A 20,020-nucleotide genomic window follows, 5' to 3' on the forward strand; every position below is an offset into this window, starting at 1 on the left:
CACAGTCATCATGAGCGCTGAGGCAACGACCGACGAGCGCGCGAACATCCTCCTGGTGGACGACATGGAGGACAACCTGATAGCGCTGGAGGCCGTCCTGGGGTCCCTCAACGAACCGCTCGTGCGGGCACGTTCGGGCGAGGAAGCGATGAAGGCCCTGCTGCGGCAGCAGTTCGCCCTCGTCCTCCTCGACGTCCGCATGCCGGGCATGGACGGCTTCGAGACCGCCGCGAACATCAAACGGCTCGACCAGACCAAGGACGTCCCCATAATCTTCCTCACCGGCGCGGAGGACGACTCCGGCTACGCCTTCCGCGGCTACGCGACCGGCGCCGCGGACTACCTGACGAAGCCCTTCGATCCCTGGGTCCTGCGGGCGAAGGTGAGCGTCTTCCTGGACCTGCACCGCAAGAACCGGCAACTGGAGAGGTTGAGCGGGGAGATGAGCACAAGACTGGCCGTACTGGAGGAACATCTGACGGGGGACAACCCGCCGGACAAGGCCGGCCTACTGAGGCAGGTGGTGGAGCTACGCCAACTGGTGAACAGGGGCCGCGTCAACTGACCTCAAGGGGCGCGGGGAACTGCGCGACCAGCCACAACGAACCCGCAGCCGCCACGCAGCCCCACCACCCCTCCGCTCCCGCGCTACGCCTCGCGAGAGCCCTCGTACATCTCCTCGATGAGGTACTGGTACTCCCGCTCGACAACCGGCCGCTTCAGCTTCAGGCTCGGCGTAAGCTCACCGTGCTCGACGTCGAGATCCCTCGGCAGCAGCCGGAACTTCTTCACGGTCTGCCACCGCTGAAGCCCCTCGTTGAGCTCCTTCACGTACCCGTCGATGAGGGCCACCGTGGCGGGCGCGGCGACGACCTCCTCGTACGACTTGTCCTCCAGGCCGTTGTCCTTCGCCCAGGCCATGATCGACGGCTCGTCGAGCGCGATGAGGGCACTGCAGAAGTTCCGGTCCGCGCCGATCAGCATGATGTTCGAGGTGTACGGGCACACCGCCTTGAAGCTGCCCTCGACCTCGGTCGGCGCGACGTACTTCCCACCGGACGTCTTGAACAGGTCCTTCTTGCGGTCGGTGATCCGCAGGTACCCGTCGGGCGACAGCTCGCCGATGTCGCCGGTGTGGAACCAGCCGTCCGCCTCCAGCACCTCCGCGGTCTTCTCGGGCAGCCCGTGGTAGCCCTCCATGATGCCGGGACCGCGCAGCAGGATCTCGCCGTCGTCGGCGATCCGGACCTCCGTGCCGGGCAGCGGCTTGCCGACCGTGCCGGTGCGGTACGCCTCGCCGGGGTTCACGAAGGACGCCGCGGAGGACTCGGTGAGGCCGTAGCCCTCGAGGATGTGGATGCCGGCGCCGGCGAAGAAGTACCCGATCTCCGGCGCCAGGGCGACCGAGCCGGAGACACAGGCCCGCAGATTGCCGCCGAAGGCCTCCCGCAGCTTGGCGTAGACGAGCGCGTCGGCGACCTTGTGCTTGGCGGCGAGCCCGAAGGGCGCGGAGTGGTTGCCGGTGCGGCGGAAGTTGTCCTGGGTGACCTTGGCGTACTCGCGGGCGACCCCGGCGGCCCACTGGAAGATCTTGTACTTGGCGGGACCGCCCGCACGAGCCTTGGCCACCACGCCGTTGTAGACCTTCTCGAAGATCCGCGGCACCCCCGCCATGTACGTCGGCTGCACCACCGGCAGATTCTCGATGATCTTGTCGACCCGGCCGTCGACGGCGGTGACGTGCCCGACCTCGATATGGCCGGATGTGAGCACCTTGCCGAAGACGTGCGCGAGCGGCAGCCACAGGTACTGCACGTCCTCGGCGCTGATCAGCCCGGTCGCGGCGATCGCCTTCGCCATGTACGACCAGTTGTCGTGCGGGAGGCGGACGCCCTTGGGCCGGCCGGTGGTGCCGGAGGTGTAGATGAGAGTGGCGAGCTGGTCCTTGGTGATCGCGCCGACCCGTTCCTTGACCAGGTCGGGGTTCTTCTCCAGATACGCCGCGCCCCGGCTCTCCAGCTCGGTGAGGGTGAGCACCCAGTCGCCGGTCTCGACACCCTCCGGGTCGATGACCACGACGTGGGTGAGCTCGGGCAGCTCGGCGCGCTTCTCCTGCGCCTTGGCCAGCTGCTCGGCGTTCTCCGCGACGAGCACCCGGCTGCCGGAGTCGGAGAGGATGAACGCCGACTCCTCGGCGTTGGTCTGCGGATAGACCGTGGTGGTGGCGGCGCCCGCGCACATGATGCCCAGGTCGGCGAGGACCCACTCGATCCTGGTGGCGGAGGCGAGCGCCACGCGCTGCTCGGGCTGCACACCCAGCTCGATCAGCCCGGCGGCGATCGCGTTGACCCGCTCGGCGGTCTGCGCCCAGCTCAGCGACTTCCAGTCGTCCGGGCCCTGCCCGGACGCGGCCGGTACCGGGTAGCGGTAGGCCTCGGCATCCGGCGTGGCGGCCACGCGCTCCAGGAAGAGGCCCGCCACGGACGGCGGACGGTTCTCGATCAAAGTCTGTGTGTCGCTCACGACATCCTCCGGGGCCCGCGGCTGCGCGGCTGGCTCATTGCGGCTGTTTTCACTGCTGCTGTTTCACTCACGAGCGGTTGCCGATCGGTTGTTTAACTCGCGAGTAACTACCGAGCAGAGATCAGAGTAGAGCGCGACCGGCCGGTGCGTAAGGGGCTGCGGCCTGTCACTTCCCCGATCGGGCAACCGTACGGACGCACAGGGGCCCGCCGCGCTGTGACGCGACGAGCCCCAATTTTCGCGGGTGACGGGTGGCTATTTCTTGCCCTTGCCCGATCCGGCGCTCTCGTCGCTGGACAGAACGGCGATGAAGGCCTCCTGAGGAACCTCCACGGAACCCACCATCTTCATCCGCTTCTTGCCCTCCTTCTGCTTCTCCAGCAGCTTCCGCTTACGGGAGATGTCACCGCCGTAGCACTTGGCGAGGACGTCCTTGCGGATGGCTCGGATGGTCTCGCGGGCGATGACCCGGGAGCCGATGGCCGCCTGGATCGGCACCTCGAAGGCCTGCCGCGGAATCAGCTCGCGCAGCTTGGCGACGAGCCGCACACCGTACGCGTACGCGGCGTCCTTGTGCGTGATCGCGGAGAAGGCGTCCACCTTGTCGCCGTGCAGCAGGATGTCGACCTTGACCAGGCTGGAGGTCTGCTCGCCGGTGGGCTCGTAGTCCAGCGACGCGTAGCCACGCGTCTTCGACTTCAGCTGGTCGAAGAAGTCGAAGACGATCTTGGCGAGCGGCAGCGTGTAGCGGATCTCCACCCGGTCCTCGGACAGGTAGTCCATGCCGAGGAGGGTGCCGCGCCGGGTCTGGCACAGCTCCATGATCGAGCCGATGAACTCCGTGGGCGCAAGGATCGTGGCGCGTACGACGGGCTCGTACACCTCGTTGATCTTGCCCTCGGGGAACTCGCTCGGGTTGGTGACGGTGTGCTCGGTGCCGTCCTCCATCAGGACCCGGTAGACCACGTTCGGCGCGGTCGCGATCAGGTCGAGCCCGAACTCGCGCTCAAGCCGCTCACGGATCACGTCGAGGTGCAGCAGGCCGAGGAAGCCGACGCGGAAACCGAAGCCGAGGGCGGCGGAGGTCTCCGGCTCGTAGACGAGGGCTGCGTCGTTGAGCTGGAGCTTGTCGAGGGCCTCGCGCAGCTCGGGGTAGTCGGAGCCGTCCAGCGGATACAGACCGGAGAAGACCATCGGCTTCGGGTCCTTGTAGCCGCCGAGGGCCTCCGTCGCCCCCTTCTGCTGGCTGGTGACGGTGTCACCGACCTTGGACTGGCGGACGTCCTTCACACCGGTGATCAGGTAACCCACCTCGCCGACACCGAGGCCGTCGGCGGGCAGCATCTCCGGCGAGTTCGTCCCGATCTCCAGCAGCTCGTGCGTGGCGCCCGTCGACATCATCTTGATGCGCTCGCGCTTGCTGAGTTGACCGTCGATGACTCGGACGTATGTCACGACGCCGCGGTAGGAGTCGTAGACGGAGTCGAAGATCATCGCGCGGGCGGGAGCGTCCTTGACACCGACCGGCGGCGGGATCTCGCGGACGACCCTGTCGAGCAGCGCGTCTACGCCGACACCGGTCTTGGCGGAGACCTTGAGGACGTCGTCCGGCTCGCAGCCGACGAGGTTGGCGAGCTCCTCGGAGAACTTCTCGGGCTGTGCGGCCGGCAGATCGATCTTGTTCAGTACGGGGATGATCGTGAGGTCGTTCTCCATCGCCAGGTACAGATTGGCGAGGGTCTGGGCCTCGATGCCCTGGGCGGCGTCGACGAGGAGGACGGTGCCCTCGCAGGCGGCGAGCGACCGCGAGACCTCGTAGGTGAAGTCGACGTGCCCCGGGGTGTCGATCATGTTGAGGATGTGCGTGTTGCTCTTGTCGTGGGTGGGGGCCCACGGCAGCCGCACCGCCTGGGACTTGATCGTGATGCCGCGCTCGCGCTCGATGTCCATGCGGTCGAGGTACTGAGCGCGCATCTGCCGCTGCTCGACCACGCCGGTCAGCTGGAGCATCCGGTCGGCGAGCGTGGACTTGCCGTGGTCGATGTGCGCGATGATGCAGAAATTGCGGATCAGAGCCGGGGCGGTACGGCTCGGCTCGGGCACATTGTTAGGGGTCGCGGGCACGCAGGGTCCTGTCTCTTGAGGCGCCTTATGCCTCGGGTCGGATCGATACGTAGGCTCCATGGTCCCACGGGCGGCGTCCGGACACCGTTTTGGGCCGTGGGCCGGGCCACTGGTACTCTGGGTGGCTGTGTCTCATGCCCTCTCAGCGCGAGGCACACCCCAAGAAAATCACCGGTGCGGGACCCGTGCGGCCCCGTACCAGAACCTGTAGAGGCTCATTCGTGGCGAACATCAAGTCCCAGATCAAGCGGATCAAGACCAACGAGAAGGCCCGGCTGCGCAACAAGGCCGTCAAGTCCTCCCTCAAGACCGCGATCCGCAAGGCCCGTGAGGCCGCTGCCGCGGGTGACGTCGAGAAGGCCACCGAGTACCAGCGCGCTGCTGCGCGTGAGCTCGACAAGGCCGTCTCCAAGGGCGTCATCCACAAGAACCAGGCCGCCAACAAGAAGTCGGCGCTGGCTTCCAAGGTCGCTTCCCTCAAGGGCTGACACTTGATTTGACCGCCGGAGGGAATCGAGCGGGCCCTCTCTCATCCGCTCCCGTCCGGCACCCCGAGCCTGTACGCGGCCTGCGTTCGCCACGCGGGTACGGGCTCACCGTCTTGAACCGAAGGCCCCGGCGTCTCGCCCTTCCCCAGGGCGGGAGCCGGGGCCTTCGGCATGCCTGCGTCACGTCCAGAAGTCGTTGGACTTGTCGAGGTCCGCGAGGCACTCGTCGAGATCGGTGATCTTGTCGCCGACGATCCGGAAGACGATGCCCCCGTCCTCGTCGATGTGCTTGTCGCCCCGGTCGGCGGTGAAGCGGTGCACGGTGACGGCGTGCCCGCGGCCGTCCACGAATATGTTGCGCAGCTCGACCTGGAGCGACCCGCCCGTCTCCGAGTAGAGCCGGGCGTAGTACCCGTCGAGGATCGAGTCGATCCCCTTGAAGTCCCCCGAGAGCGGGTGCGAGCCGGGTACGTGGTGCGTGCAGTCCCCGGTCATCAAGCCTCGCAGCGTGTCCATGTCTCCGCGCTGGAAGGCTTCGTAGCCCTTGCGGACGAGAGTTGCGTGCGGGTGTTCAGCCATGCCAGTCGCCACCTTTCCGTCATATCGGCGATCTACGGCTGATACGCCCGATTCTCCTCTCTTCGGGCTACGCGCGCCCCCTGGACCGAGCGGCCCGCGCAATCGTGACGACCGCCTTCTCCAGCGCGTACTCGGGATCGTCCCCGCCGCCCTTCACGCCGGCGTCGGCCTCCGCGACGGCCCGCAGCGCCACGGCCACCCCGTCCGGAGTCCATCCCCGCATCTGCTGGCGCACCCGGTCGATCTTCCACGGCGGCATGCCCAACTCACGCGCCAGATCGGCCGGCCGCCCGCCGCGCGCCGAGGACAGCTTTCCGATCGCCCGTACGCCCTGGGCGAGCGCGCTGGTGATCAGCACCGGAGCCACGCCGGTCGCCAGCGACCACCGCAGCGCCTCCAGCGCCTCCGCGGCCCGCCCCTCCACGGCTCGATCGGCGACGGTGAAGCTGGAAGCCTCGGCCCGCCCGGTGTAGTACCGCCCGACGACGGCCTCGTCGATGGTCCCCTCGACATCGGCGACAAGCTGGGAGACGGCCGAGGCCAGCTCCCGCAGGTCACTCCCGATGGAGTCGACGAGCGCCTGGCAGGCCTCGGGCGTGGCCGACCGCCCGAGCCCCCGGAACTCACCTCTGACAAAGGCCAGCCGATCCGCCGGCTTCGTCATCTTGGGACACGCGACCTCCCGCGCCCCGGCCTTCCGCGCGGCGTCGAGCAGTCCCTTGCCCTTGGCCCCGCCCGCGTGCAACAACACGAGCGTGATCTCTTCGGCCGGCGCCCCGAGATACGCCTTCACATCCTTGACCGTGTCCGCGGACAGATCCTGCGCATTCCGCACGACCACGACCTTCCGCTCCGCGAACAGCGACGGACTCGTCAACTCCGCCAACGTCCCCGGCTGCAACTGGTCCGACGTCAGATCCCGTACATCCGTATCGGCATCAGCGCCCCTCGCCGCAGCCACCACCTCCCGCACAGCCCGGTCAAGCAGAAGATCCTCCTGCCCCACAGCAAGCGTCACAGGCACGAGCGGGTCGTCATCAACAGTCTTCCTGGCCATTGCGACAAGCATGTCACGGCCCACTGACAACGGGGGAAGCAGCCAAGCTGCGGGCATTCGTGCCGCCTAGGGCGGCACGGGTGGGCGCAGGCGGCACCCCGTCAGCGCCGGGCTGCGCGACCCACCCCCGCCCAGCCCTCACGCCGGGCACCCTGCGAACCGAGCCCACCCCTCACTCACCCGGCAGGGCAACGCAACGCAGCGCTACGGCTCCTCCCGCCATCCCTCCCACTCCCCCACAAACGCATCCAGCTCCCCCGGATCCAACCGCCCCTCCTCATCCCGCAGAACCACAAGCCACTGCGCATCCTCCGCATCGTCCTCACCGGCCAGCGCATCCCGCACCACCTGCGGCTCCTCACGCACCCCGAACCGCTCCCCCAGCGCCTCCGCCACCTCTTCCGCGGCAGCCCGGTCAGGCAGCACCAGCACATGTCTCACATCACTCACGCCCCCATTTTCCGGCACCCACCCCGCCCCCGAAGCACCAGGTCAGCCCTCCCGACCGGCCCCCCGAACCACCGGCACAGCCGCCAGCTCGATCCCGAACCTCTCCCGATACGCCGCAAGAACCTCCGCGTCCGACCCCAGCTCCCGCACCTCCCGCGCCCCGTCCGCCGCCGTCACCGTGAGCGCCCGCCCGCTGAGCGTGACCCTCCCTCCGTCCTCCGTGACCCGCGAGCACACCAGCGACTGCACGAAGTGCGAAGCCGCAGACGTGCTGTGCCACCACGCCCCGGCCACGAAGTCACCGAGCACCCGCGGCCGCATCTCCAGCCGATACTGCGGGCTGCCGTTCCGGACGACGTCCAGATCGGGCGCCCCGGCCGAATCGCCCCGCACCCCGGCCGCGTCCGGCCCCGCCTCGACGATCCGGAAGACTCCCCCGGGATCCCCCTGCTCCGCCCGCGCCCCGAACGCCAGCGGATAGTGACTGTTCGCCCCGAACCCCACGTCGGCCAGCCATTCACCCCCGTCCACCGTGCGCACCTTCAGCGCGAGATGGTCGTACGGGATCCCCAACCGCCCCTCGTCGCCGTACACCCGCGCCGCCAGCAGCGTGACGTCGTAGCCCAGCGCGGTCAGCAACGCCCCGAACGTTCCGTTCAGTTCGTAGCAGAACCCGCCCCGCCGCGCCCCCACCACCTTGTCCAGCAGCCGTTTCTCCTCCAGCACGATCTCCTCGCCGAGATGGATCGACAGGTTCTCGAACGGAACGTTCTGCAGATGCCGCAGATGCAGCTCGCGCAGGACGTCGACGGTGGGCCACGCCGGGTGCTCTACTCCCAGGCGACGGAGATAGGCATCAACCTCTGCGGAATTCATGCCCTCAGTCTCGCGCCACGAGCAGCTCTCCGCCCGTACCCGCGACAGCCAGGGCCCCGTCCTCGTCCGTGCGCAGCACCACCGCTCCCTGCGCCCGCAGCGCCGCGACCGTACCGGGGGCGGGGTGCCCGTACGGGTTGTCCCGACCGCAGGAGATCAACGCCAGTCGCGGCGCGACCCGGCGTATCAGCTCCGGCTCCTGATAGGCGGAGCCATGGTGGGCCACCTTGAGCACGTCCACGCCGCGCAGCCACGCCCCCGCCGGTGACCTCAGCAGCGCCTGCTGGGACGGAGGTTCGAGGTCCCCGAGCAGCAGGAGCCGCAGCCCCGCCGACCGGACGAGCAGGCTGACACTGGCGTCGTTCGGCCCCTCCGCGTCCGGCACCGACGCCGCATGCGGTGGCGGCCAGACGACCTGCCAGCTGAGCGCCCCGCTGCGCCGCTGTTCCCCGGCGACGGCTCTCGTCACCGGAATGTGCCGGGCTGCGGCCTCTCTCCCTACGAACTCCGCCTGGTCCTCCGGCTCTTCGAGTCCCGTCGTCTGGATCGCACCTACCGCGCGCCCGTGCAGCACCCCGGGCAGACCGGCCACATGATCCGCGTGGAAATGGGTCAGGATCACCAGCGGAACCCGCGTGATGCCGAGTGTGCGAAGACAGCGGTCGGCCAGCCGAGGATCCGGCCCGGCGTCCACGACCACGCCGGCGCCCTCACCCGCCGCGAGCACCAGCGCGTCCCCTTGTCCCACATCGCACATCGCCATCCGCCAGCCCGGCGGCGGCCACCCCGTGACCACCCTGGCCAGCGGCGGCGGCTGCACAACTGCCAGCAGAAGCAGCACCCCACAGGCTCCGCACCACCAGGGATGCCGCAGCAGCCGGCGGCCGACCAGCAGGACCACCACCGTGACGAGCGCCAGCAGCGCTGCCCCGGTCCAGCTGCCCGGCCAGTCCACGCCCGCCCCGGGCAGCGCCGCCCCGGTACGGGCCACGTCCGCGATCCATCCGGTCGGCCAACTCGCGCACCACGCCAGCGCCTCGGCCACCGGCATCGCCACCGGCGCCGTCGCCAGCGCGGCGAAGCCCAGCACCGTCGCGGGTGCGACCGCGAACTCCACCAGCAGGTTGCACGGCACCGCCACCAGGCTCACCCGTGCCGACAGCACCGCGACGACCGGCGCACACAGCGCTTGAGCGGCGGCAGCCGCGGCCAGCGCCTCGGCGAGCCGCGGCGGGACCCGGCGTCGTTGCAGCGCGGTGCTCCAGCGGGGCGCGAGCGTGAGCAGGGCGCCGGTGGCCAGCACGGACAGCAGAAAGCCATAACTCCTGGCCAGCCACGGGTCGTACAGCACCAGCAGCAGGACGGCCGTCGCCAGCGCCGGGATCAGCGATCTGCGGCGTCCCGTCGCGAGGGCGAGCAGCACGACCGCCCCGCAGGCCGCGGCCCGCAGCACGCTCGGGTCAGGCCGGCAGACCACGACGAACCCGAGCGTGAGCGCGCCGCCGAACAGCGCGGTCGTCCGCAGCGGGATGCCGAGGCGGGGCGCGAGTCCGCGCCGCTCGACGCGCTGGGCCAGGCCGGGCGGTCCGATGAGCAGGGCGAGGATGATCGTGAGGTTGCTTCCGGAGACGGCGAGCGTGTGCGCGAGGTCGGTCTCCTTGAAGGCCTCGTCCAGCTCCGGAGTGATCCGTGCGGTGTCCCCGACGACCAGCCCCGGCAACAGCGCCCGCGCATCCGCCGGCAACCCGTCCGTGGCCTCCCGCAGCCCGGCCCGCAGTCGCCCCGCGAACCGCTGCGCCGCCGACGGCTCCCCCACCACCTGCGGCACCGCCTGGTCCCGCACCCGCACCACGGCGGCGACCCGGTCCCCGCCCACCAGGGCAGGGGCCAGCCGTGCGGTGACGCGCAGCCGTGTGGAGGGCAGCAGCCGGAGCCACGGCGAGGCCTTCGGTCCCTCGGCGGTGGGGCGTGGCCCCGCGTCGACGATCAACAGCACCGGTGCCCGCGTCTTCACCGCCGTCCCGTCCGCCTTCTCGACGTGTCGCACGTCCGCGCCGATCAGCACGGCACTCGGCGCCGCGTGGTTCCCTCTGATCCGGGGCCGGGTGAGCCGGGGATCGGCGGTCACCTCGACCTCGGCCGTCACGGTCGCGTACTCCCGCGCCAGCCCGGGCACCGGCCCGCGCCGCAGATCGGCCCCGTGCAGCCCGGCGGAGGCCGCGCCCGCCGCGACACAGAGGAGGACCGCGGCGACCGAGATGCGGGACCATCGTCGCCGTATCGCCACCAGCACACCCGCCGCGACCAGGCACACTCCCGTGATGCCGGTGATCCACTCCGGCGGCGCGTCCAGCGCCAGCGCGGCCGTCGCCCAGGCAGCGAGCGCGGGCGGAACGAGTCGTAGGTCCGTCGGTCCTTCCTGTCGGGGGTGGGCAGCGCCGAGCCGGTTGCCGGAGGCGGTGTGCACCGAGGCGCGGGGACCGGCAACGCCGGTCTCGTCGGAGATATCGGGGGTGGCCGCACTGCGCCGACGGGCGGCACTCATGGCTGTACGAGATCCCGTAGATCGGCGAAGCGGCGGTCGCCGATGCCGTTCACCTCGCGCAGTTGGTCCACCGAGCGGAAGCCGCCGTGCTGGGTGCGGTAGTCGATGATGTGCTGCGCCAGCACCGGTCCCACGCCCGGCAGGGTTTCGAGCTGTTCCACGGTTGCGGTGTTGAGCGAGACCGGAGCCGTGGGAGCCGCCCCCGCAGCCGAGCCGACCGGGCCGCCTGCCGCCGTACCGCCCGAGACCGGACCGGAGCCCGAGCCTGCGCCGGGACCGCCGACGATGACCTGCTCCCCGTCCACGAGGAAGCGGGCGCGGTTGAGACCGTCGGTGTTCGTCCCGGGACGCACCCCGCCGGCCGCACGGAGTGCGTCGACGACCCGCGAACCCGCGGGCAGCCGCTGGATCCCCGGCTCCCGGACCTTACCGCTGACGTCCACCACGATCTCGGCCGCCGCGGTCCCTCCGGCGGTGGGGCCGCCGGGAGCCTTGCTCGGCTCGCCTTCCGCTTGCGCTGCTTCCGCGAACGGAGCCGCCGCCTGTACGACCTCGGGCGGGCGCACGGGCTGGGTCCGACCGGTCCAGAAGTGCTGCACGGCGAAGGCCGCGGCGACGACCAGCAGCGCGGTGAGTGCGACCACGCTCCTGCGCTCCAGCCCGCACCGCGCCTGCAGCCACACGGGCATCCGCTCCCGCAACACCGGCCCGACCCGCCCTCGCCAAGCCCTCGCGCCCTGCCGGGCCTGGGCACCGGCATCGACGTCCGCGGCGGCGGGCGGGGCATGGTCGCCGGCTCCTCCGCCGGCGGGCGGCACATCGTCGCCGACATCCATGTCGGCGTACGGGATGTGAGGTTCGGCATACGGGACATCAGGGGCGCCCACGCCCGCGTCCCGACCCGCCGTCACCTCTCCCGACTCCCGCCGCCGAACAGCCCGTTCGGCGAAGAGAACCTCCGCACGACGGCGGAGTTCTTCCGCCGATGCGTATGAGTGTCGGGCCCGGCTTCGGGAGTGTAGGCGGCGATGGCGGGTGCGGCTGTCGGAGGCGGGGCCGCGGCCCGGGCCGCTGCTTACGGTCGCTGTGCGTGAACGTGATCGAAGTGCCATGCGACGAGGATCGGGCAGCCCGGCCCTCTCGCGATGATCTTGGTCAAATCCCGGGGATTACCGGCGAGTTGTGGATAACTCCCTCACTCACACGAGTGAGCCACCCGCACCCACCGCCGGAACCCGGCAGGCAGCCACTCTCACCGCGGCGACACCACAACCCCCAGCAACCCGGGCCCGGTATGCGCCCCGATCACCGCCCCCACCTCACTCACATGCAGGTCGGCGAGCCCGGGCACCCGCGCCCGCAGCCGGCCCTCCAGTGCCGACGCACGCTCATGGGCTGACAGATGGTGGACGGCGATGTCGACCTGAGCGCCGCCCGCCCGGTCGGCCACGATCTCTTCGAGGCGGGCGATGGCCTTCGACGCCGTCCGTACCTTCTCCAGGAGTTCGATACGGCCGCCCTCCAGCTTCAGCAGCGGCTTCACCGCCAGGGCGGAGCCGAGCAGCGCCTGCGCGGCGCCGATCCGGCCGCCGCGGCGCAGATAGTCGAGGGTGTCGACGTAGAAGTAGGCGGACGTGCCCGCGGCCCGCTTCTCCGCGGCTGTGACCGCCTCGTCCACCGTGCCGCCGGACTCCGCCGCCTCGGCGGCGGCCAGCGCACAGAACCCGAGCGCCATCGCGACCATCCCGGTGTCCACGACCCGCACCGGCACCGGCGCCTCGCGCGCCGCGACGAGCGCCGCGTCGTAGGTGCCGGAGAGCTCGGCGGACAGATGCAGCGAAACGATGCCGGTGGCACCGGACTCGGCAACCCTGCGATAGGTCTCGGCGAACACCTCGGGGCTGGGGCGTGAGGTGGTGACGGGGCGGCGCTTCTGGAGCGCCTGGGCGAGGGAACGGGTGGAGATCTCGGTGCCCTCTTCCAGTGCCCGGTCGCCGAGGACGACGGTCAGGGGCACCGATGTGATGCCGTGGCGCTCCATCGTCCGCGGCGGCAGGTAGGCCGTTGAATCGGTGACGATCGCGACATGGCGGGACATGAGCTGGAGGTTACCTGGCGTAGTGCCCGGGCGGCAGCCCGGCCCCGCTGACTCGGGCGGGCCGGAACCGGATCAAGTGGTGCTCTCGGGACGGGGCTTCTTCTGCCAGGGATACGTGGGACGCGGGGCCGGCGGGGTGATGGCGGGTCGTGCCGGCTCCTCCTCGGCCGGCTCCGACCGGGGTGTCTCCGGCCAGGTCTGCTGGGCGGCGGGGCTCTCGGCGGCGGGAGCTTCGGGCCACGGGGGCGGCGCGGGTTCCGAGGTGGTCCAGTGTCGCAGCGCGCCGGTCTCCACGTCGATCTGGGTGCTGAGTGAGTCCAGGTCGTCGTCCGCGAAGCGGTGGGCCCGGTCCCGGGCCGCCCAGCGCAGGGAGTCCGCCGAGTCGATGATGCGCTTGGTGCGCTCGCGCAGTGCGGGCAGCCGCTCGGCCAGGGTCGCCCGGTCGGGCTCGGACTCCAGTCGCTTGAGGTCGTCGTCCAGCTCATGGCCGTGCGCACTGAGGCGCTCGAAGAGGCCGATCGACTCCTTGAGGGACTCGTCCTCCGCCACGCGTGCGTGCAGCGCGTCCTGGGTGGCGCGCATCGAGGTGCGCAGCTTCAGCCGGAGCTGGGCGATCTCGCCCGCGGGGCCGATCTGGGCGAGGGACTTGGCCCGCAGGGTGTGGTCCTCCACCGTGCGGCGGGCCTGGGTGAGGGTGCGGTCCACGCCGCGCTTGGCCGCGCCGACCGCCTTCACCGTGGCGTAGGCGCCGAGTCCCAGGAAGAGCACGAAGAGCAGGGCGAAAACTGCGACGACTGCTTCCACGACGCTCCTCCTCCGGACGGGCCCAGCACTCGCGCCGCGCCACTCTTCAACGGTAAACGCAGCGGGCAGGCCCGGAGTTCCAGAAAAACCCCGAACCTGCCCGTAGGGGACCACCCCTAGCCGGAGGCACAATCCCGGCTGGACACCCGCACCCGCACCGACGCGCGCCCGGCGCCCGCCCGGAAACGACGCCTACGCGGGAACGATGTTCACCAGCTTCGGCGCCCGCACGATCACCTTCCGGATCCCGGCGCCGTCCAGCGCCGCGACGACCTTCTCGTCCGCCAGCGCGACCTTCTCCAGCTCCTCCTCGGAGATGGCCGGCGAGACCTCCAGGCGTGCCTTGACCTTGCCCTTGACCTGGACCACGCAGGTCACGGTCTCGTCCACGACGTACGCGGGGTCGGCGACCGGGAAGTCCCGGTGCACCACCGAGTCCTCATGGCCCAGCTTGCGCCACAGCTCCTCGGCGATGTGCGGGGCCAGCGGCGCGACCAGCAGCACCAGCGGCTCGGCGACCGACCGCGGCACCGCACCTCCGGCCTTGGTCAGGTGGTTGTTCAGCTCGGTGACCTTGGCGATGGCGGTGTTGAACCGCATGCCCTCCAGGTCACCGCGCACCCCGTCGATGGCCTTGTGCAGGGCGCGCAGGGTGTCCTCGTCGGGGTCCACGTCGACGACGGTGACCTCACCGGTCGCCTCGTCGACGACGTTGCGCCACAGCCGCTGCAGCAGCCGGAACTGGCCGACCACCGCGCGCGTGTCCCACGGCCGGGAGACGTCCAGCGGGCCCATCGCCATCTCGTACAGGCGCAGGGTGTCGGCGCCGTACTCGGCGGCGATCTCGTCCGGAGTGACCGCGTTCTTCAGGGACTTGCCCATCTTGCCCAGCAGCCGGGAGACCTTCTCGCCCTGGTAGTAGTACGCGCCGTCGCGCTCCTCCACCTCGGCGGCCGGCACCGCGATGCCACGGCTGTCACGGTAGACGTAGGCCTGGATCATGCCCTGGTTGAACAGCTTGTGGAACGGCTCTGCCGACGACACATGCCCCAGGTCGTGCAGCACCTTGGACCAGAAGCGCGCGTACAGCAGGTGCAGTACGGCGTGCTCGGCGCCGCCCACGTACAGGTCGACACCGCCGTGCGGCTGCCCCTCGCGCGGGCCCATCCAGTACCGCTCGATCTCCGGGTCGACCAGCTTCTCGGAGTTGTGCGGGTCCAGGTAGCGCAGCTCGTACCAGCAGGAACCGGCCCAGTTGGGCATGGTGTTGGTCTCACGCCGGTAGGTGCGCGGACCGCGCCCGTCACCCAGGTCCAGGGTGACGTTCACCCACTCCTCGTTGCGCGACAGCGGCGTCTCGGGCTGGGTGTCGGCGTCGTCCGGGTCGAAGGTGCGCGGCGAGTAGTCCTCGACCTCCGGCAGCTCCAGCGGCAGCATCGACTCGGGCAGCGCGTGGGCGATGCCCTCCTCGTCGTAGACGATCGGGAAGGGCTCGCCCCAGTAGCGCTGGCGGCTGAACAGCCAGTCGCGCAGCCGGAAGTTGACCGTGCCCTCGCCGATGCCGGTGCGCTCCAGCCACTCGGTGATGCGCGCCTTGGCGTCGACAACACCCAGGCCGTCCAGGGAGACACCGTCACCGGTGGAGTTGACGATCTTCGCGTCGTACGACACGAAGGCCTCGTCCCACGCGGAGGTGTCCGTGCCACGGCCGTCCGTCGGCTCGACCACACAGTTGATCGGCAGCTCGAAGGCGCGCGCGAACTCGAAGTCACGGCCGTCGTGCGCCGGTACGGCCATGATCGCGCCGGTGCCGTAGCCCATCAGCACGTAGTCGGCGATGAAGACGGGGATCTGCTCGCCGTTGACCGGGTTGGTCGCGTACGCGCCGATGAAGACGCCGGTCTTGTCCTTGGCCTCGGCCTGCCGCTCGACGTCGGACTTCGAGGCGGCCTGCGCGCGGTACGCGGCGACGGCCTCGGCCGGTGTCGCGTGGCCGCCGGTCCACACCTGGTGCGTGCCCTCGGGCCACTCCTGGGGCGTGAACTTCTCGACCAGCGGGTGCTCGGGGGCCAGCACCATGTAGGTCGCGCCGAACAGGGTGTCGGGGCGGGTGGTGAAGACCGTGATGCGCTCGCCGTCTACGGGGAAGTCGACGCGGGCGCCCTCGGAGCGGCCGATCCAGTTGCGCTGCTGCAGCTTGATGGCCTCGGGCCAGTCCAGCGCGTCCAGGTCGTCCAGCAGCCGGTCGGCGTAGGCGGTGATACGCATGTTCCACTGGCGCAGCTTGGCCTTGAAGACGGGGAAGTTGCCGCGCTCGGAGCGGCCGTCGGCGGTGACCTCCTCGTTGGCCAGTACGGTGCCCAGGCCGGGGCACCAGTTGACCGGTGCGTCCGAGGCGTACGCCAGGCGGTACTCGCTCAGGACGTCGGCGCGCTCGACGGCGCTCAGCTCGTGCCAGGAGCGAGCGCCGGGCAGCGCGCGCTCACCGCTCTCGAACTGGGCGACCAGGTCCGCGATCGGGCGGGCCCTGCGCACCTCGTCGTCGTACCAGGAGTTGAAGATCCGCAGGAAGATCCACTGGGTCCACTTGTAGTACGCCGGGTCGATCGTGGCGAACGACCGGCGCTTGTCGTGGCCCAGGCCCAGCCGGCGCAGCTGGATCTTCATGTTCTCGATGTTGGCCTCGGTGGACACCCGCGGGTGCGTGCCGGTCTGCACGGCGTACTGCTCGGCGGGCAGGCCGAAGGCGTCGAAGCCCAGGGTGTGCAGGACGTTGTGGCCGGTCATGCGCTGGAACCGGGCGAAGACATCGGTGGCGATGTAGCCCAGGGGGTGACCGACGTGCAGGCCCGCACCGGAGGGGTACGGGAACATGTCCATGATGAACTTCTTGGGCTTGGCGGCCAGTTCGGGGTCGCCCGCCAGGTCGCCCTTGGGGTTCGGCGCCGCGTAGGTGCCGTCGGCGTCCCAGAAGTCCTGCCAGCGTGCCTCGATCTCCGCGGCCAGGGCCGCGGTGTAGCGGTGCGGCGCGGCCACCTCGGCGGCGGCAGCGGGGTTCGTCTCGCTCATGATCCTCAAAGCTCCATCGATCGTCTCTGCCAGCGGCGACATCCAAGAAACGAAAAATCCCCTCGCACAGGAGGGGACGCCGCGCCGATTCCGACCACCAGGTCTCGCCGTGGTCGGGAGTGATCAGCGCGGCTCGCTAAGCAGAAGGCGTACGGCACGCATGGCGTCAGGGTACCGCAGCCGCCGAGGAGGCCGCGACGGGCTTCCATGGGGCACACTGACGCCTCACAGCCGCTTGTGAAGATTCCGAAAAGCTGAACAACGTTCAATTATTACCCGGCGTAACAGTCGCTAATGGACAACACAGGCCCCGCTTGGCCCGTAGATAACGACGCAATAACTCAAACGGCGTACCGGTCAGTTTGACTGGACTTAGAGTGCGGCAGCGGGACCGCTTTCCCGAACTGCTCGGAGTTGCCCCCATGAACCCTCGTCGTAGTAACAGCTCGCTCCCCCAGACAGGCCGGTCGGCCTACGGGGTGGTGTCGGCTGTCTTTCTGCTGGCCATACCCCTCGTCGTGGTGTACGGGGGCTTCTGGCTCCAGGACCTCCTCAACTTCGCGGCGGGCGTGGTGTCGCTCGTCCTGCTCACCTGCTCCGTGATCTGGGGCCTCGTCGCCCAGGACCGGATGATCCTCAACACCAGGCAGCGGATCATCGCGCAGGGCATCCACCGGGTGACCGCCGTGGGCTCGATCGCGTTCCTGCTGCTGCACATCGGAGTCAAGCTGGCGCTCGACCACGTCGGCTGGATCGCCGTGTTCATCCCCTTCGGCCTGGTGTTCGCCGGCGGCGACGAAATCCCGGGCAGCGCCGCCCTCATCGGCCTCGGCACACTGGCCGGCCAGCTCATGATCTTCGTGGGGATCACCGGCGCGCTGCGCAACCAGTTCGCGTCCCCGGCACCGATCGCCGCCCGCTGGCGGGCGATGCACATGTTGGCCTATCCGGCCTGGTGCGCCGGACTGCTGCACGGCCTGTACTCGGGACGCCCGGTGCAGAGCCCGGTCTTCACCGTCATGTACGCGCTCTGCGTGCTCGGCGTCATGGCGGCCCTCGCTCTGCGCGCGGCACCGCGCCCGTTCAAGCGCCAGGTCATGGACAAGGCCGCCGCGATCATCGGCACCGAGGAGAAGCCGGGCCGCGAGAACCTGGAGGAGAGCCGCGCCCGGGTCGCGGGCGGCGCCACCCTGCCCGGCTACGAGCGGGCCGACGCGACGGGCCCCCAGCCGCGTATGACACCCGGTATGGCACCCCGTACGGCGCCGCTGTACGAGCAGCCCGCCCCGGAGCCCGTGAACGGCTTCGCGGCCGCCTACCGCGCCGTCACGCCCCCGCGCCCCCAGCAGCCGTACGCGGCCGACCAGACCGCCCGCATGGAGCTGCCGCTGGACATGCAGGCCACGGAGGCGATCCCGCGCGTCGACAGCGGCGGCAGCACCTCGGGCAGCTGGCCGATCCCGTCACCGCCGCCCGTCGGCGAGGCGCCCCCATCGGCGTACGACCCGCTCACCGACACGGGATACAACATCCCGGCCTACGACAATTCGGGCACCGGCGGGTACGGCCAGAGTGATGTGTACGACACCGGTGAGACGAACACCCTCTACGGCACGTACAACCCCGATGACACGTACAACAGCGGTCCCGCCAATGAACCAACGCCCGGCGATTCGTACGACTTCGACTCACCGGGTCCGGGCGAACCTTGGAACACGCCTTCCGGAGGCTATAGGTGAACGAGGCCCTGCCCGACGTACCCGAAGTCCGCGTGGTCGGCCTTCCGCAGCTCACGTCTGGCTTCGACCTTGTCGAAAGACTCGATCTGCCCATGCACCTGAAGGTGCACGGGCCGCTTGAACCCATGGGCGGCGAGCAACTCGCCAAGCTCGCCGAGAACATCAGCCTGAAGGGCCGCGGCGGCGCGGGCTTCCCCTTCCACAAGAAGCTGCGCTCGGTCGCCGAGGCGGCGATCAAGCGCGGTGTGCGGCCGGTCGTCGTCGTCAACGGAAGCGAGGACGAACCGGCCTGCCGCAAGGACACGGTGCTCATCAACCGTGCCCCGCATCTGATCCTGGACGGCGCCCTGTTGTGCGCCGAGGCCCTGGGTGCCCGCACGCTCGTGGTGGGGGTCACCCGGGAGTCCACCCAGCGCTCCATGGAAGCCGCACTCGCCGAACGCGGCCTGAGCAACGGCCGTAGGTCGGCGCTCCGCGCGCGCGTGCAGCGCAATCCCGTACGGATGGTCACCGGAGCGGCAGCGTCGCTGATCCGATCCATCGACGGCGGACCGGCGATCCCGCCCGGCCGCAAGATCAGCGCCTCCCAGAGCGGCGTCGGCGGCGCGCCCACCCTGCTGTCCAACGCCGAGACGTTCGCCCAACTCGCCATCGCCGCCCGCATCGGCCCGGAGCGCTACGGCAACACCGGCCTGTACGACGAGCCAGGCACCGTCATGCTCACGGTCTCCGGCGCGGTCGCCCGCCCCATGGTGATCGAGGTCCCCACCGGAGTGCCGTTGCGTTACGTCCTGCAGCTCGCCGGCGCCCCGCCGGTCCCGCAGGGCGTGCTGACCGGCGGCTACCACGGCAAGTGGATCGACGCCGCGACGGTCAACGAGGCGATCGTCTCCCGCAACTCGCTGGACGCGGTGGGCGGTTCGCTCGGCGCCGGCGCGATTCTGCCGATCAGCCAGGAGACCTGCCCGCTGGGCGAGTCGCTGCGCGTGGCCCAGTGGCTGGCCGAGGAGAGCGCGGGACAGTGCGGTCCCTGCTACCTCGGTCTGCCGGCCGCGGCGCGCGGCATGGAGGACATCCTCAACGGCGGCGGTCCGGCCGCCCTGGAGGCCCTCAAGCAGGTCGCCAAGAACGTGAAGCGGCGCGGCGCGTGCTCCCACCCCGACGGCTCCGCGATGTTCCTCGAGTCGACCGTCAAGGCCTTCACCGACGACCTCGCGGCGCACGTCCTCGGAAACGGCTGCGGAAGGCCCGTGGAGGGCGTTCTGCCGCTCTTCGAGGGCGGCAGGACCCCGACGGGCCTCCCGGGCGGCGGCGAGTACGAGGAGAACGGCCCCAGCCGCCAGAAGATCTACGTCGACTGGACGCTCTGCCGCGGCCACGGCCTGTGCGCGGACATCCTCCCGGAGGTCTTCGAACTGGGCGCGGACGGCTTCCCGACCGTCGCGCAGGCACAGGTGCCGCGCTACGCGGAGGCCAAGGCGGTGCGTGCGGTGCGCCGTTGCCCCGCCCTCGCCCTGCGCATCGAGGAAGAGACCCAGCGCGACAAGGCGCCGGCCCGCAACCTCCCGGTCCTGTCCCAGGGCCGCGGACGCCGCGCGCTGGGCCGCTGAGCACGACAGATACGACGAAGGCGGGCCATCCGATCGGATGGCCCGCCCTCAATTTCTG

At 70.3% G+C, this 20,020-nt stretch carries 15 protein-coding genes; 4 read left to right on the forward strand and 11 right to left on the reverse strand.

Annotated elements, in window-relative coordinates:
• Positions 1-10 precede the first annotated feature (10 nt).
• On the forward strand, positions 11-565 hold the full coding sequence (locus QQY66_RS15695; RefSeq protein WP_301980952.1) for a two-component system response regulator: 555 nt from the start codon (positions 11-13) through the stop codon (positions 563-565).
• 83 nt (positions 566-648) lie between these two features.
• Here the strand turns inward: QQY66_RS15695 and QQY66_RS15700 are convergent, their stop codons facing one another.
• Together QQY66_RS15700 and lepA are read right to left on the reverse strand one after the other, a co-directional pair.
• Entirely contained in the window at positions 649-2,523 is a 1,875-nt protein-coding gene (locus QQY66_RS15700) for a long-chain fatty acid--CoA ligase (RefSeq protein ID WP_301980954.1), read from the reverse strand.
• Between the two features lie 255 nt (positions 2,524-2,778).
• Positions 2,779-4,647 (reverse strand): translation elongation factor 4, encoded by a 1,869-nt coding sequence (gene lepA, locus QQY66_RS15705; RefSeq protein ID WP_301980955.1) that lies wholly within the window; start codon positions 4,645-4,647, stop codon positions 2,779-2,781.
• A 221-nt stretch (positions 4,648-4,868) separates the two neighbouring features.
• On the opposite strand from lepA, the gene rpsT reads away from it, so the two are divergent.
• The gene (gene rpsT, locus QQY66_RS15710; RefSeq protein ID WP_301980956.1) at positions 4,869-5,135 is read left to right on the forward strand and encodes a 30S ribosomal protein S20; all 267 of its coding nucleotides are present in this window, start codon (positions 4,869-4,871) and stop codon (positions 5,133-5,135) included.
• 180 nt (positions 5,136-5,315) lie between these two features.
• On the opposite strand, the gene QQY66_RS15715 is transcribed toward rpsT, so the two are convergent.
• The 9 genes from QQY66_RS15715 to leuS form a co-directional block, all read right to left on the reverse strand.
• Positions 5,316-5,714: a nuclear transport factor 2 family protein gene (locus QQY66_RS15715; RefSeq protein WP_301980958.1), complete on the reverse strand. Its 399-nt coding sequence runs from the start codon at positions 5,712-5,714 to the stop codon at positions 5,316-5,318.
• A 67-nt stretch (positions 5,715-5,781) separates the two neighbouring features.
• Positions 5,782-6,771 (reverse strand): DNA polymerase III subunit delta, encoded by a 990-nt coding sequence (gene holA, locus QQY66_RS15720; RefSeq protein WP_301980959.1) that lies wholly within the window; start codon positions 6,769-6,771, stop codon positions 5,782-5,784.
• Between the two features lie 204 nt (positions 6,772-6,975).
• Positions 6,976-7,221, reverse strand: a complete 246-nt coding sequence (locus tag QQY66_RS15725; protein WP_301980961.1) for a hypothetical protein — start codon at positions 7,219-7,221, stop codon at positions 6,976-6,978.
• Positions 7,222-7,263: 42 nt separating this feature from the next.
• Positions 7,264-8,097 carry an arylamine N-acetyltransferase gene (locus QQY66_RS15730; RefSeq protein WP_301980963.1) on the reverse strand — a complete coding sequence of 278 codons (834 nt, stop codon included), beginning with the start codon at positions 8,095-8,097 and terminating at the stop codon, positions 7,264-7,266.
• Between the two features lie 4 nt (positions 8,098-8,101).
• Complete coding sequence (locus QQY66_RS15735) at positions 8,102-10,564, reverse strand: ComEC/Rec2 family competence protein (protein WP_301987330.1); 2,463 nt, start codon at positions 10,562-10,564, stop codon at positions 8,102-8,104.
• Positions 10,565-10,638: 74 nt separating this feature from the next.
• On the reverse strand, positions 10,639-11,754 hold the full coding sequence (locus tag QQY66_RS15740) for a ComEA family DNA-binding protein (RefSeq protein ID WP_301980964.1): 1,116 nt from the start codon (positions 11,752-11,754) through the stop codon (positions 10,639-10,641).
• A gap of 140 nt (positions 11,755-11,894) precedes the next feature.
• Entirely contained in the window at positions 11,895-12,740 is an 846-nt protein-coding gene (locus QQY66_RS15745) for a DegV family protein (protein WP_301980965.1), read from the reverse strand.
• A gap of 72 nt (positions 12,741-12,812) precedes the next feature.
• Positions 12,813-13,544: a hypothetical protein gene (locus QQY66_RS15750; RefSeq protein ID WP_301980966.1), complete on the reverse strand. Its 732-nt coding sequence runs from the start codon at positions 13,542-13,544 to the stop codon at positions 12,813-12,815.
• A gap of 192 nt (positions 13,545-13,736) precedes the next feature.
• A complete protein-coding gene (leuS, locus tag QQY66_RS15755) occupies positions 13,737-16,613 on the reverse strand; it encodes a leucine--tRNA ligase (protein WP_301980968.1) in 2,877 nt (958 codons plus the stop codon).
• A 422-nt stretch (positions 16,614-17,035) separates the two neighbouring features.
• On the opposite strand from leuS, the gene QQY66_RS15760 reads away from it, so the two are divergent.
• Positions 17,036-18,352 carry a cytochrome b/b6 domain-containing protein gene (locus tag QQY66_RS15760; RefSeq protein ID WP_301980970.1) on the forward strand — a complete coding sequence of 439 codons (1,317 nt, stop codon included), beginning with the start codon at positions 17,036-17,038 and terminating at the stop codon, positions 18,350-18,352.
• Positions 18,349-19,962, forward strand: a complete 1,614-nt coding sequence (locus QQY66_RS15765) for an NADH-quinone oxidoreductase subunit NuoF family protein (RefSeq protein ID WP_301980972.1) — start codon at positions 18,349-18,351, stop codon at positions 19,960-19,962. Before QQY66_RS15760 ends, QQY66_RS15765 begins: the two co-directional genes overlap by 4 nt.
• Positions 19,963-20,020: the final 58 nt, after the last annotated feature.

It is taken from the genome of Streptomyces sp. DG2A-72 (genome assembly GCF_030499575.1).
Classification (GTDB): domain Bacteria; phylum Actinomycetota; class Actinomycetes; order Streptomycetales; family Streptomycetaceae; genus Streptomyces.